We start from the raw sequence: 12,765 nt of genomic DNA, 5'->3' as shown, positions 1-12,765 counted from the left end.
CCGGCCGCAGCAGGGTAGTGATACTGATGCGGCGATCGTTTGCGGTGCGCGGGATCTGATATCGCCACATGTCGGCTGCGCGTTGCAGGTCTTCGGTGGTGTAGCTGCCGGGGATTCGGGAACTGTACTGCTGATAGTGCATGAGCATATGGGCGACGGCTCGGCGTACTCCGCTGGCGGCTTGGGCCGTTGCGAGGGCGTTGCGGATGTGGGCGAGGTGCAACGGGTGCAGCGATGCGGCAATCTTCAGGCCGAGCGCGATGACTTGCGGTTCTAGAGGGACTGGGCCGTTGAGGCAGCGCAGGGTGGTTTCGATGAGGCGGCGTTGGTCGTTGGGTTTCGATGCCGCCAGCCCGTCTTCGAGTAGGTAGGCGGCAAGTTCGGCGGCGGCGGGATAGAGCCAGGCGGGCCAGTGGCCGTCTTCGTCGCAGTGGTCGACGATGTCAATGACCAGCTCGCGGCGGTGCCGGCCGCCGTCGAAGAGTCGGCCGGCCGCGAACAGCCAGGTGTTGCGCCAGTGGGGGCTGTTGGCGGCGGCCGTCAGGTTGGTGCGGATCGCGTCGTCGTTGCCCTCGACAAGCGCGCAGGCTGCCATGAGTTCTTGCAGACTGCGCACTTCGAAGGAAACGGTGTCGTCTTCATCGGTAGTGAGCAGGACCAGGCGTTGGGTGGCGACGTCAAAGATGCGGTCGGCGAATTCGGTTGCGGCCGTCTCGCTGTGGCCGTTGTCGAGCATGTGTTGACGGGCGAGGTTGTGCAACTCGGCGCGGGGCAGTCGGGCGTGGGTCTCACCGGTGGATTCGCAGTCGATCTGCATCAGTAGGCCGACGCGTTGGTGTAGGTCGGTGATGTCGTCGCGGTGGGTACGGAAAAAGGAGCGGTAGGTGGTGTGTTTTTCTGCTTCGCGCTTGAAAACGGTTTCGTAGTAGCCCCAGAAAAGCAGGTAGCGGCTGGTGGGCAGGGTGCCGGTACTGCCCAGGATGATCGTGAGGATCAGCACCTGAAGCGGTGTTTGCAGTAGCCGTTCCATGGCTGGGTTGGCGATGGCGGTATCGAGGCGAGCCAGCACCAGCTCGCGGTGCGGCGCCTCGTCGTCAAGGCGTTGGTTGGTGATGTGGTGTCCGTACTCGGCGGCTTCCTCGAGGGTCAGGTAGTCGAGGTCGAGCTGATCGAAGTGTTCAGGATGGATCCGTTCGGTGTAGCCGGTGCGGCGGGTAGTGATGATGATGAGCAGGTCGGCGTCGACGGCGTCGGCGTGCTCAAGTAGGCCGGTGATCTCGTCGATGATTCTGTGCCGCAGGGCAGGTGCCGTGACTTCGTCGAGTCCATCGAGGACCAGCAGCGTCGGCCATGTCTTTATCCAGGCGTCGAGGGTGACGGGTTGGATGACAACGCCGGCGCGTTCGGTCACGCGGTCGGCGAGCCAGCGTTTGATGCTCGGGCCGCCCTCGGGACCCATCTCGGTGGCCATCTTGGCCAGCTCGGCGTGCAGGGGCCAGCGTGGGCTGGTAGGCGCGGTGACGCCGATGCGTTGAAGGGATTCGGCGGTGCGGGTGATCAGGTCGGTGATGCTCGCCTCGTTGGCTTCGCCCGCGGCAAATCGGGCCCGATAGACCTGGGTGAGGTACTTGGCCAGGGTGCTCTTGCCGTTTCCCGGCGCGCCGGTGATCACGAGATGACGGGGGTGGGACGAGTGCCACACCGACGCGCGCACGATCTGGTCGGCACGGCGCATCACTCGGTCGAGCACCGAGTAGTGGCGGTGGCCGTCGGGGTCGCGGGCGGGAAGGTCGACGATGATTCGGTCGATGGGGTGGCGGGTCTCGGGCGAGTCGCCAGCTTCGTCGAATCGCAGCCATTGTTCGTGGCGCAGGGTGTTTTGGGCGTGGCCGATCAGGATTGGGGCCAAGTGCTCGGGGTCGATTTTTCCGGGCAGGGCGGCCAGGCGGGTAAGGATGTCGCCGACGGTGAGCAGCGCGGGGAAGGCGTCGCGGATGCCTGGATGATCGGAGATCAGGGCGTTGAGGGTGTCGCGGTGCCAGACGAACACCTCGGTGAGTCCGCGTAGACGCAGCGTGGCCATAAGTTGGCCGGCGGCGTCGTGGCGATCCCTATCGAGTTCGGACTTGATGAACTTGTTGACCTGATCGACGCCACCGACTTCGATTTGGGCCGAGAGCCGCACGTTGGTCACGAATAGCAGGTTGCGGGGGAGGCGCTTGCGTTTGCCGGCATCCCAGTCGTTGAGCTCGTCGTGGATCTGCTTCTTCAGCCAGTTCAGATCATCGGAGGGAGACACAACGCGTTCACGCTGTTTGGCTTGCACCACGGTGTAGCCCGTCCAAGCACGGTCAGGACAGTGCGCGCCGTCGGCGATCTGAGGCCAGTCGATCGGGCTGTCATAGGTCGCTTCGCGGCCGCCGTCCTTACCCGAGCCATACACCTCGATCTTGGGGCCGATCACTGCGGCGGCGAGGGCGACCGCGAGTTGCTCAAATGCGCGCGGTCCGAGCTCCTCCAAGGCCCAGTCGCTTGCCACGTTTGCGCACCTTACCGGGGGACAGCGCGGGTTTAGTCACCCGTGCCAGGTGAGGCACGATCGAGTCTGCGCTCGATTCAACACAGTGACGGAGTGGCCGTCCAACCAAAATCGATCCGGCCGTCCAATCGGGGTCGCCCGCAGCGACTGGCCACGATCGCTGCCGGCGTCACGCCTACACCCAGCACCGGCAACATTTAACGAGCGGCCGCTCGGACCACGGCGCGCGAAGCGCTGCCTGGGCGCGTTCACGTTCTCGACGTTTCTTCGGATTCGCCACGAAGATGAGAAAACGCGCCCCCATCTTCATGAGAATTAAAGCAAACCTGCAGTTGGAGGAACCGGGTTCCGCCATCAAAATTGAGAACCGGCATTCGTCGTCGTCGAATCCTGGGCAACCTAACGAGCGATGTCCGGCACGCGAATTTCGTTGACGGTCAACCTTGTTCTAGCAGGCGGAGTCCCGCGCGCTGGTCGCGTCGCGCTGCAGAGCCAGCGATAGTTCGTCATTGTCGGTCAGTTCTGAGACAGACGTCAGTATGCGGGCGACGCGATGCAAAAGCGCCGGGGGACAGGCTATTTCAGCATCAGTCTGAGCGGCCTGTATCTGTCCGGTGACGGACAGCAGTTGGGTGATCTCGAGCATACGGTCGCGGCGCTCGTTGTCGGTCAGAGAGCTGGCATTTGTGTAATGCAGAAGACACTCGGCCAGTCCAGCGATGAGCCGTCCGAAGATGTCCACGCCGACGGCAGCGCTTCGGTCGAGCGCGAACAGGTCAGCCCCAGGCTGCTCGTCGTCGAAGGTGGAGACGAGGCGGTCCGCGGACAGGTTAAGAGCGTCGTCCTCGAGGTAGCTCTGCGCGGCCTGCTCGCTGATTCCGAGCTGGTGGGCGAGCGTGGTGCGATGTTGTCGCACAAGGGTCTGCGCAGCCTCCGGCGTGACGGTCATGCCGGCTGCGCTGACCCGTGCGGCGAGGTGTTGGCCCGCCCGCGCCACCCAGCGAGCTTCCGCGAATGAGGTTAGATCGGTTGGGGTTTCGTCAGTCATCGGCGTCACATGCGCCCGAGGAGTTCGGTCTTTTTCGTCGTGAATTCATCCTCGGTAAGTACGCCCGCGTCGCGTAGCTCCCCTAATTTGCGGATGTGGTCTGTCAGGTCTGGCGGACTGGACGTCGCTGTGGGCGTCGCCGACGCTGACCGAGTGCGGTGGAAGGCGGAAACGAAGGTTTCGGCACGACCGGATGCCACTTGTCTGATACTGGCCGAACGCCCAGCGGCGGTGATATCGATTCCTTCGTTGCCTAGGCTTTTCACAAAGACCAGTGAGGTGATGGCCGGTAAGTGGAACTCCTCGATCTGCGCGGTCTTGAAGCCCTTGTCGAAGAAGAAGATTCGTTGCGTGGTGAGGACCAGAAGGCCCTGAGCGCCGTTGTAAATGCCTTGGGCGAGTTCGATCACCCGCTCGTCGACATGGACGTGGTTGATGAGGCTGCGTGCCTCTAGCCAGCCGAAGAGCCGTCCCATCTTATTCAGCCGTTCCAGCGCCTCGGCCACGCCCAGATCGTCGACCGGTGCCGTTGTCGCGGCCACGATCTCAGCGATGACAGCGAAGTGTTGATCGCCGGCCATATCGACCGTCCAATCGACTACCGTCGACGTCGACGATTCGGACCGAAGCGCCGCCGTGATCTTGGCCGCCCAACGGTTCTTGCGCAATGAGCGCTTCGCGTCACCAATCAGCGGGTCCGTGGACTGACGGATGTCGATGCCCAAGCTGCCCATAGCTTCCAGGACCGCCTCGCGTGCTCTGTCGTGCGGGACCAACAAACGCGTGGACGACTTACGAACGATCCCCATAACGGCATCATAATTGCCGCCGAATCTAGCGAGGGGTACTCAGGGGCGCGTACAACCAGGTGTAGGCGGCAAACGAGCTATCGATCGGGAAGTGTGTTTGCACCTGGCAGCCTTGCGGGGCTCGTAATTTGCCAGATCGCTGCACGAAAGTACCGCCGCAAATAGAATCGAACCCTCGAGCGTTCACCGTCTGACCTCTAGAATTCGTGCCGCTTTCGTGCTGGCTCTAAGTGGGATTGTCGACTCCGAACGCGCGAGGACGAGCCGGGTAACTCCGGTGTTGCGCCGTCACCTGGTGTCTGGCTGCAGGGCTTCGTGCCGCCCGCACGGGTTGGCATTAATGGACGATGCCGACGTCAGGCGGCGGCGCGACGCGTCGCATTGATCGCAATTATCGATCACGCCGCTGCTGGCAAGGAGGGTCCCAATGGGTGTGGTGGTTGGCATCGACGCGCACAAGAAAGAACACACAATGTGCGTCGTTGATGCTGTTGGCCGCAAGCTGGCCGAGAAGACCGTGCCAGCCACCAGCGCCGGTCATCGGCAGGCGATGAGTTTTGTACGCTCCCGCTTCGTCGACGTGGTCTGGGGCGTCGAGGACTGCCGGCCGCTGACCGCACTGTTGGAGCGCGAGTTGCTAGGCGCCGGGCATCGGGTGGTCCGCGTGCCGCCCCACCTCATGGCACGTGCCCGCGCATCCTCGCGTACCCCCGGCAAATCCGATCCCATCGACGCGCTGTCGGTCGCTCGGGCAGTGCTTCGGGAGCCAGATCTGCCGGTGGCCTTCCATGACCGCGCATCAATGGAGTTAAAGATGCTGGTCGATCGTCGCGATGACCTTGTCGGACAACGCATTGCGACCATCAACAGGCTGATAGCGCGGGTCCACGAACTAGATCCCCTGCAGGGGACTCCGGCCAACTGGAGGGTAAAGAAATCGCTGGAAGCCTTGGGAATGTGGCTTGCCACGCAGCACGGACTGATGGCCGAGTTAGCCCGCGACGAACTCAGCGATACCCAGCGGCTCGGTGACGACGTCGACGCATTAGAAAAGCGAATCGGCGGCCGTGTCGCCGGCATCGCCCCGACCTTGCTCGCATTGCCGGGCTGTGGTCAGCTGACCGCAGCCAAGATTGTCTCCGAAGCCGCGCGGATTGAGCGTTTCAAGTCCGAAGCAGCATTCGCGCGCTACGTCGGCTTGGCGCCGATCCCACACTGGTCAGGACCGACCCAGGTTGCGATGCGACCAACCCGTCGGGGCAACCGACAGCTAAGCACAGCAATCCATCGCATCGCCATTGTTCAGATCCGGCTCGATTGCACTGGGCGACAATACTTTCAGCGTCGTCTCGATCAAGGTCTCAGCCGGCCGCGAGCGTTGCGCGCCCTGAAACGCCATCTGTCCCGGGTGGTGTTCAGATCGCTGTATTGCGACAGAGGACTTCGCCCGCAGGCGTGGCCCTTCGCCGTCGATAGCCAAGTGCTTGTCCACGATCTCAATGAGTAACATGCGGACGCGCGGCGAAATCGGCGTTGAGTTGCAGCCCAGGCAACGCCAGTAGGCTCGTTGGCAGTGATGTCGCACCCCATTCCGCTGCCAATGCTGGCCACGCTTGGCGATCCACCCGCGCACTTCGATGAGTTCGCTGTTGAAGCGAAATACGACGGTCAACTTCACTGGACTTGTCAACACGATTGCCGGTGGGTTCGGAGATCGACTACATCAGATCGAACGTGCTCACGGGTGGGCCACCCTCGTTGCGGATCTGACTAATCCGGCCTTCGGTGAGCCCGCTGAGACGAGCGACCCGCTTGGGTGCCATCCCTTGGTCTAGCGCTTCGCGGATGAAGTGCTTCTGGTGGTCCAAGGCCTGCTGAACTGCATTGCGGCGGCGGATGATGGTGGCGCGATTCCGCCGGATCTGGGTGGTCAGCACGGCGACGTGGTCGTCGGCGAGCTGGGGAGGGTTAATAGTCATGACCGCCAAGCTTCCAGAGTCGCGACCTGTTCGCAAGGCATATCGCCTGTATAGACGGTACTAACTATTTAAGGAAGTAAACGCCTCCTAGGCCGGGAGTAGTCGCGAGGCGAGTTCTTTCACGTGGGTGGCGATGTCGTCGCGGATGAGGCGCATGCGTTCGATGCCGTCGATGCCGCGCAGCGACGGTTCGTCGGTGTCCCAGACCTCGGTCGGGGTGCCGGTCGGCTGAACCTGGGCTTGGGTTCCGAGGACGACGATGAGATCAGCGGCGTCGATGAGGGCGTCGTTGAGCTGTATGGGCGTGTGGTCGCTGATGTCGATGTCCACTTCGGCGAGAGCCTGCGCGGAAACGTGGTTGACTTCGGTCTTGGCGTGGGTTCCCGCGGAGAGGGCGTTGATGCGCCCTTTGGCTGTGTGCCGCATGAGGCCTTGTGCCATAACGGATTTCCCGGCGTTGCTCACGCATACGAAAAGCACGGTGGGTGCATCGTGGGCTGTCATGGGTCAGGCGCTGATGGGGACTTCGAGTTGTGATAGGAGTTGGCGGACGCGGCCTTCGATCTGGTCGCGGATGGGCCGCACCGCGTCGACGTCTTGGCCGGCGGGATCGGGTAGGTCCCAATTCTCGTAGCGTTTTCCGGGGAAGATCGGGCACGCATCGCCACAGCCCATGGTGATGGCGACGTCGGCGGCTTGGACGATTTCGTCGGTCCAGGGTTTGGGGTATTCGCCGGTGATGTCGATGCCCACTTCTGCCATGGCGGCGATGGCGGCGGGGTTGATCTCGGTGCCGGGTTCGGAGCCGCCCGACCACGCCACGGCCTGATCACCGGCGAGGTGGGTGAAGTATCCGAGTGCCATTTGGGAGCGTCCGGCGTTGTGGGTGCAGAGGAACAGCACGGTGGGTTTGCCGTCGCTGATCTTGCCTTCCACCCTGGCCAGAGCGTGCAGGCGCTGGCGGGCGAACCGTTCGGCCAGCAGCGGTAGGAAGTTGGGAACCGTTGCTCGCCCGGCGAATTGATCGTAGGACGAGTGCAAAAATCGCTCGATGGTGTCGGTGCCGAAGGTATCGGCGAAGTCCGTGTGCAACCGGGTGGCTGCCGTGCGCAGGGCGAGCTGCTGGTCGATGGAGAGATCGCGGGCTGGGTGGATGACGGGGCTGTCGGTCATGGCGTGACTTCTGGCTCGGTGACGGGTCCGGATGAGGTGGTGTCGGGGAAGCGGCGGCGCAGCGCCAGGGAGACGTAGACCAGGGCGACCAGGACCGGCACTTCGATAAGCGGGCCGACGACGCCGGCCAGGGCTTGGCCGGAGGTGGCGCCGTAGGTGGCGATCGCGACGGCGATGGCGAGTTCGAAGTTGTTGCCGGCGGCGGTGAACGCCAGGGTGGTGGTGCGTGCGTAGCCCAGGTGCAGGGCCGCCCCCAGCAGGTAACCACCGCCCCACATGATGGCGAAGTAGGCCAGCAGCGGCAGCGCGATGCGCACGACGTCGAGGGGTCGATGGGTGATCTGATCACCCTGCAGGGCAAAGAGAATGACGATGGTGAACAGCAGGCCGTAGAGCGCCCACGGGCCGATGCGGGGCAGGAATCGGGCTTCGTACCAGTCACGGCCCTTCGCGCGTTCCCCGAGCCGTCGGGAGAGGTATCCCGCGGCCAGGGGGATGCCCAGGAAGATGAGCACCGATTTAGCGATCTGCCAGGGCGAGGTGGAGATGGTGGTTTGGGACAGACCCAGCCAGCCGGGCAGCACCGAGAGGTAGAACCAACCCAGCACGGCAAACATCACGACCTGAAAGATCGAGTTCAGCGCCACCAGAACGGCGGCAGCTTCGCGGTCCCCGCAGGCTAGGTCGTTCCAAATGATGACCATGGCGATGCAGCGGGCCAGCCCGACGATGATCAACCCGGTGCGGTATTCGGGCAGATCGGCCAGCAGCAGCCAGGCCAGCGCGAACATCAGCGCCGGGCCGAACACCCAATTGAGTAGCAGCGAACTCAGCAGCAGGCGCCGATCGGAGGTGACGGTGTCGAGGCGGTCGTAGCGGACCTTGGCCAGCACCGGATACATCATGATCAGCAGACCCAGCGCGATGGGCAGGGAGATCCCGTCGACCTGCACTTGGTTCAGGGCGGTGTTGAGTCCGGGGATCAGCCGGCCCAGCAGCAGCCCGGTGGCCATGGCCACCCCGATCCAGACCGGCAACAGCCGGTCGAGGGTGGAAAGCCTTGCTGGAGTTGACGATTCGGTGGTGGCCACGGCGTCGGTCATCGGGTTCTTCCGCTGGGGTCGGCGAGATCGGTGGTCAGCAGCACGACGCCGTGGGCGCCGCGCTGGCCGGGGTGTCGGCGGCCGCGCCGCAGCACACGCCTGCACCGTTGCCCGTGCTGTCGGGGTGTTGGGGGCTGGTGCCGAAGGTCTCGGAGTCGGCCAGCACGGTGTAGACCTCCCACCGCTCGCCGCCGGGCCCGGTGACCCAGACCTTGTCCTGGGTCGCGAAGCAGCACGTGGTGCCGATCTCCTCCTCGGTGAACATTCCGGCCTCGGTCAGCCGGGCGATCTCGTCGTGCACGGTGTCACTGGAGTCGACCTCCACCCCGAGGTGGTTCAGGGTGCCGCCCTGGCCGGGGTTCTCCAGCAGCACCAGCTTCAGCGGCGGCTCGGTGATCGCGAAGTTCGCGTACCCGGGCTTGCGTTTGGCCGGTTCAGTGCCAAAGAGTGTGGAGTAGAACGTGATCGCCGCGTCGAGATCATCAACGTTGAGCGCGAGCTGAACACGTGACATGAGACATCCTCCAGTTGTGAGACATATATCGAACTAACGCGATGCTGCCATCATGACCCACTTCTTTGATATATGTCAATCCCTGTGGCAGGGTGAGGTGCATGCCCAAGACGCTGCCGGTCATCGACACCTCGGCACCGGTGTGCTGCGCTCCGGTGGCGTCTGGTCCGATGAGCGACGATGACGCGTTGCAGATCGCGCTGCGCCTCAAGGCGCTGGCCGATCCGGTGCGGGTCAAGATCGTGTCGTATCTGTTCAGTTCCCCGGCCGGCGAGGAGATCTCCGGGGAGTTGGCCGCGGTGCTGGGCTTGACCGAGTCCACGGTCAGCCATCACCTGACCCAGCTACGCAAGGCCGGGCTGATCCTCTCGGATCGGCGCGGTATGAACATGTTTCACCGGGTCCGGCCCGAAGCGCTGCAAGCCTTGTGCGTGGCACTGGACCCGAACTGCTGCCAGTAGCGGCGGGTCGCATGTGGCCCCACCGTTCCCCTCGGATCGACTGTGTGGGGCCGCCGGGTGACGGGCATCAAGCGTGCTGCCAAACGCGGAATGCCGAGAAGATCAGCAGCCCGGCCAGCAGCGGAATGAGGACCAGGGTGGAGACGACGCCTAGCAGCAGTCCGCCGATGAGCGTTCCGGTAACGGATCCGGCGGCCATGATGGCCAGGAAGCGAATGTTCTGGCGCAGCACGACGAAGCTCTGATCGCGGCTGTAGCGGGCGAACGCGACGAGCATGGTCGGGAGCGAGACGACTAGCGAGAGACTGCCTGCAATCTTGATGTCGACGGCGAACAGCAGCACGATCGTGGGAATGAGCAATTCGCCGCCGGCCACGCCCATCAACGCGGCGACGATGCCGATGAGCACGCCGGCGATGACTCCAGCGGCAATGCGCGGAGGCGCGGACAGATGCAACGATCCGGTATGGCCCAAGTGGGTCGCCACGAGTGTCGCGGCGATCAGGACGAGTAACACAGCCAGGACCCGGTAGAGGGTCGTCGAACGCATCCGGGTCGCCCAGCTCGCCCCCAGCCAGGCACCGACGAGGCTGCCCGCGAGCAGGTTGACGGCGATCGACCAGTGCGGGACCACCTGGGCGAACGGGACGCCCAACAGCCGTGCCGGCAGGGCGGTGAGGACGACGATCAAACTCATCGCCTTGTTCAAGATGACCGCTTGCAGTGCGGCGAACCCGAACAGCCCGATCAGCAGCGGGAGCCGAAATTCCGCGCCGCCCAGCCCAATCAAGCCGCCTAAGACGCCGATGACAGCACCGGAGCCGAACACCACCGGCCAGCCCTGCCGGGAGATCCGCACACCGGATCGCGCGCGTTCGTTGCTCATCGAGGCGCACGACCGACGCGCGACGTCCGGTCATGGGAGGCGAAGCCCAGCGCGTCGAGGAACCAGCCGAGACCGCCCGGATGACCGCGCTGGGTGAGGAACTGGTCTACCTCGGCGTAAACGACGGGGCCGGCCTGGCCGAAGAAGTCCGCGCAGAGTGCGAGCAACTCCGCGGCGATGTGATCGGGAGGGACGCCGAACTGGACGTCGGGATCATCGGGATCTGGTGCGTCGGCAGGATTGAACTCTTGATGCATGCTGAAGCCTCTTTCGGGTGCCGGGCCGGTCGTCAGGTGGCGAGCCCAGGGACGATGTCGCCCAAGCTGAACGTCAAGGGTTGTTCGAGTTGGGCGTAGGTGCACGAACGTGGGTCGCGGTCGGGCCGCCAGCGGTTGAACTGGGCGGTGTGGCGGAACCGGTCGCCTTCCATGTGGTCGTAGCGCACCTCGACCACCCGCTCGGGTCGCAGCGGGACGAACGAAAGATCCTTGCCGGCGTTCCAGCGCGAGGTTTCGTTCTTGCGCGGCGTGCGGTCACCGGCTTCGTGAGCGGCCCAGTTCCACGGATGACCGTCGAAACTGGTTACCAGTGATTGCATTTCGGTGAACAACTGCCGCCGTGTGGCCATCGGGAACGCACCGATCACGCCCACCGAGGCGAGGGTGCCGTCGTCGGTGTAGAGCCCCAGCAGCAGGGAGCCGATCGCGTCGTCGCTGGACTTGTGCACGCGGTAGCCAGCGATGACGCAGTCGGCGGTCCGCTGATGCTTGATCTTGAACATGACGCGCTTGTCCGGCTGGTAGGTGACCGTCAACGGCTTGGCGATCACCCCGTCCAGGCCGGCTCCCTCGAACTCCTCAAACCACCGTTGAGCGGTCGCGAGGTCGGTGGTCGCCGGCGTGAGGTGCACTGAGGGACCGGAGTCGGCCAACGCCTGCTCGAGGGCGGCGCGACGCTCGATGAACGGCCGCCGGGTGAAGTCCTCGTCACCCAAGGCGAGGAGATCGAACGCTATCAAGGATGCAGGAGTCTTCTCCGCGAGCATCCGCACCCGCGAGTCGGCCGGGTGAATGCGTTGCTGCAGCGCATCGAAGTCCAGGCCTGCATCGGTGGCGATGATGATCTCGCCGTCGATCACGCAACGCTGCGGCAGCTCAGCGATCACCGCGGCCACCAGTTCGGGGAAGTACCGGGTCAGCGGCCGCTCATTACGGCTGCCCAGCTCGACCGCCCCGCCGTCGCGGAAGCAGACCGAACGGAAGCCATCCCACTTCGGCTCGTAGGAGGCATCGGGAGGGATCGTCGGGACCGACTTGGCCAGCATCGGCTTGATCGGCGGCATGACGGGGAGCTTCATCGCCTCATTGTGGTCTCTGGTCGTCGAACCGTTGCCTCGTCGTCGTGCATTGCTCGTCCCCGGATTGCGATGATGCGACCGGTGGCGAAGGTGGGGATTACCGTGACATATGGCTCAGAGTTCCGCTGCCCCGGACTGGACCCCGACCTCGTGCACGCTGCCGACCACGAAGCAACCGTTGCGTCTGGCGGAGTTCGACGCCTTCTTCCGATCCGCCGTGCGCAGTTCGACCCGATCATCGGCGACGCGACTGGATCTGGTAGTGGATGGGACGTGCGAGGCCACCGCGCGTGATCTCGCCGAGCGCGAAAGTAGTTGTTGTTCGTTCTTCGCGTTCACCTTCGATAACGGCCGAGATGGTGTGGTGATGACGATCGGGGTCCCCGACGATCGCGTCGACGTTCTGGACGTGCTCCACGCTCGGATCGCCACCGTGGGTGGGAACACAACCAACGGCACTGTCTGAGAACGGATTACGCTGCTGTTGGAGCGATGCGGTCCTACTCCCATGGTGACCGCGGTGAGGGTCTCGTAGGGTTCCTGCCATGACCGTGATGCGTTCGATCCTGCTGTTCGTGGTGGCGGCGCTGGCCGAGATCGGCGGGGCGTGGCTGATCTGGCAAGGCGTGCGGGAACATCGGGGCTGGATCTGGATGGGTGTTGGCGTCGCCGCCCTCGGTGTGTACGGCTTCGTCGCCACGCTGCAACCCGACGCGCACTTCGGGCGGATCCTGGCCGCCTACGGCGGCATCTTCGTCGCCGGATCGCTGCTGTGGGGTATGGCACTGGACGGTTTCCGGCCTGATCGCTGGGACGTCACCGGCGCCCTGATCTGCCTGGCCGGTGTCGCCGTCATCATGTACGCCCCCCGCGGTGTCTGATCGCGGGAAGCGCCC

14 protein-coding genes and 1 pseudogene are annotated in these 12,765 nt (G+C 64.2%); 4 read left to right on the top strand and 11 right to left on the bottom strand.

What is annotated here, in order from left to right:
• From CYU59_RS23425 to CYU59_RS23415, 3 genes are all read right to left on the bottom strand, one after another.
• A partial coding sequence (locus CYU59_RS23425; protein WP_293003312.1) for a hypothetical protein occupies positions 1–2,539 on the bottom strand: 2,539 nt, incomplete at its 3' end.
• 448 nt (positions 2,540–2,987) lie between these two features.
• Positions 2,988–3,587, bottom strand: a complete 600-nt coding sequence (locus CYU59_RS23420; protein WP_293003310.1) for a hypothetical protein — start codon at positions 3,585–3,587, stop codon at positions 2,988–2,990.
• A gap of 5 nt (positions 3,588–3,592) precedes the next feature.
• Positions 3,593–4,396, bottom strand: coding sequence for an SHOCT domain-containing protein (locus CYU59_RS23415; RefSeq protein WP_293003308.1), 804 nt, complete (start codon positions 4,394–4,396; stop codon positions 3,593–3,595).
• Positions 4,397–4,823: 427 nt separating this feature from the next.
• On the opposite strand from CYU59_RS23415, the gene CYU59_RS23410 reads away from it, so the two are divergent.
• The gene (locus CYU59_RS23410; RefSeq protein ID WP_293003306.1) at positions 4,824–5,903 is read left to right on the top strand and encodes an IS110 family transposase; all 1,080 of its coding nucleotides are present in this window, start codon (positions 4,824–4,826) and stop codon (positions 5,901–5,903) included.
• 211 nt (positions 5,904–6,114) lie between these two features.
• On the opposite strand, the gene CYU59_RS23405 is transcribed toward CYU59_RS23410, so the two are convergent.
• The 5 genes and pseudogenes from CYU59_RS23405 to CYU59_RS23385 form a co-directional block, all read right to left on the bottom strand.
• Complete coding sequence (locus CYU59_RS23405) at positions 6,115–6,375, bottom strand: hypothetical protein (protein WP_293003304.1); 261 nt, start codon at positions 6,373–6,375, stop codon at positions 6,115–6,117.
• An 87-nt stretch (positions 6,376–6,462) separates the two neighbouring features.
• Entirely contained in the window at positions 6,463–6,879 is a 417-nt protein-coding gene (locus CYU59_RS23400) for a low molecular weight phosphatase family protein (RefSeq protein WP_293003302.1), read from the bottom strand.
• 3 nt (positions 6,880–6,882) lie between these two features.
• On the bottom strand, positions 6,883–7,548 hold the full coding sequence (locus tag CYU59_RS23395) for a three-helix bundle dimerization domain-containing protein (RefSeq protein ID WP_293003300.1): 666 nt from the start codon (positions 7,546–7,548) through the stop codon (positions 6,883–6,885).
• Between the two features lie 56 nt (positions 7,549–7,604).
• A pseudogene (gene arsB / locus CYU59_RS23390) lies at positions 7,605–8,651 on the bottom strand (ACR3 family arsenite efflux transporter); the annotation flags it as partial.
• Between the two features lie 34 nt (positions 8,652–8,685).
• A complete protein-coding gene (locus tag CYU59_RS23385) occupies positions 8,686–9,165 on the bottom strand; it encodes an ArsI/CadI family heavy metal resistance metalloenzyme (RefSeq protein WP_293003298.1) in 480 nt (159 codons plus the stop codon).
• A 101-nt stretch (positions 9,166–9,266) separates the two neighbouring features.
• Here CYU59_RS23385 and CYU59_RS23380 point away from each other — a divergent pair, with 101 nt between their 5' ends.
• The gene (locus CYU59_RS23380) at positions 9,267–9,626 is read left to right on the top strand and encodes an Rv2640c family ArsR-like transcriptional regulator (RefSeq protein WP_293003296.1); all 360 of its coding nucleotides are present in this window, start codon (positions 9,267–9,269) and stop codon (positions 9,624–9,626) included.
• Positions 9,627–9,693: 67 nt separating this feature from the next.
• Here CYU59_RS23380 and CYU59_RS23375 read toward each other — a convergent pair whose 3' ends face one another.
• From CYU59_RS23375 to CYU59_RS23365, 3 genes are read right to left on the bottom strand one after another with little or no spacing between them, the layout of a single operon-like run.
• On the bottom strand, positions 9,694–10,512 hold the full coding sequence (locus CYU59_RS23375; RefSeq protein WP_293003294.1) for a sulfite exporter TauE/SafE family protein: 819 nt from the start codon (positions 10,510–10,512) through the stop codon (positions 9,694–9,696).
• On the bottom strand, positions 10,509–10,769 hold the full coding sequence (locus tag CYU59_RS23370; RefSeq protein WP_293003291.1) for a hypothetical protein: 261 nt from the start codon (positions 10,767–10,769) through the stop codon (positions 10,509–10,511). Before CYU59_RS23370 ends, CYU59_RS23375 begins: the two co-directional genes overlap by 4 nt.
• A gap of 32 nt (positions 10,770–10,801) precedes the next feature.
• Entirely contained in the window at positions 10,802–11,869 is a 1,068-nt protein-coding gene (locus tag CYU59_RS23365) for an ATP-dependent DNA ligase (protein WP_293003289.1), read from the bottom strand.
• Positions 11,870–11,978: 109 nt separating this feature from the next.
• On the opposite strand from CYU59_RS23365, the gene CYU59_RS23360 reads away from it, so the two are divergent.
• Positions 11,979–12,335 (top strand): hypothetical protein, encoded by a 357-nt coding sequence (locus tag CYU59_RS23360; RefSeq protein ID WP_293003287.1) that lies wholly within the window; start codon positions 11,979–11,981, stop codon positions 12,333–12,335.
• A 79-nt stretch (positions 12,336–12,414) separates the two neighbouring features.
• On the top strand, positions 12,415–12,750 hold the full coding sequence (locus CYU59_RS23355) for a YnfA family protein (protein WP_293003285.1): 336 nt from the start codon (positions 12,415–12,417) through the stop codon (positions 12,748–12,750).
• Positions 12,751–12,765: the final 15 nt, after the last annotated feature.

Source organism: Mycobacterium sp., from assembly GCF_002863225.1.
Classification (GTDB): Bacteria; Actinomycetota; Actinomycetes; order Mycobacteriales; family Mycobacteriaceae; genus Mycobacterium.
This window is presented reverse-complemented; position numbering and strand designations above follow the sequence as displayed.

Coding starts and splice junctions, on each gene's coding strand:
- CYU59_RS23360 (WP_293003287.1), top strand. CDS start 11,979: ATGGCTCAGAGTTCCGCTGCCCCGGACTGGACCCCGACCTCGTGCACG.
- CYU59_RS23365 (WP_293003289.1), bottom strand. CDS start 11,869: ATGAAGCTCCCCGTCATGCCGCCGATCAAGCCGATGCTGGCCAAGTCG.
- CYU59_RS23385 (WP_293003298.1), bottom strand. CDS start 9,165: ATGTCACGTGTTCAGCTCGCGCTCAACGTTGATGATCTCGACGCGGCG.
- CYU59_RS23380 (WP_293003296.1), top strand. CDS start 9,267: ATGCCCAAGACGCTGCCGGTCATCGACACCTCGGCACCGGTGTGCTGC.
- CYU59_RS23370 (WP_293003291.1), bottom strand. CDS start 10,769: ATGCATCAAGAGTTCAATCCTGCCGACGCACCAGATCCCGATGATCCC.
- CYU59_RS23375 (WP_293003294.1), bottom strand. CDS start 10,512: ATGAGCAACGAACGCGCGCGATCCGGTGTGCGGATCTCCCGGCAGGGC.
- CYU59_RS23415 (WP_293003308.1), bottom strand. CDS start 4,396: ATGGGGATCGTTCGTAAGTCGTCCACGCGTTTGTTGGTCCCGCACGAC.
- CYU59_RS23400 (WP_293003302.1), bottom strand. CDS start 6,879: ATGACAGCCCACGATGCACCCACCGTGCTTTTCGTATGCGTGAGCAAC.
- CYU59_RS23405 (WP_293003304.1), bottom strand. CDS start 6,375: ATGACTATTAACCCTCCCCAGCTCGCCGACGACCACGTCGCCGTGCTG.
- CYU59_RS23410 (WP_293003306.1), top strand. CDS start 4,824: ATGGGTGTGGTGGTTGGCATCGACGCGCACAAGAAAGAACACACAATG.
- CYU59_RS23420 (WP_293003310.1), bottom strand. CDS start 3,587: ATGACTGACGAAACCCCAACCGATCTAACCTCATTCGCGGAAGCTCGC.
- CYU59_RS23395 (WP_293003300.1), bottom strand. CDS start 7,548: ATGACCGACAGCCCCGTCATCCACCCAGCCCGCGATCTCTCCATCGAC.
- CYU59_RS23355 (WP_293003285.1), top strand. CDS start 12,415: ATGACCGTGATGCGTTCGATCCTGCTGTTCGTGGTGGCGGCGCTGGCC.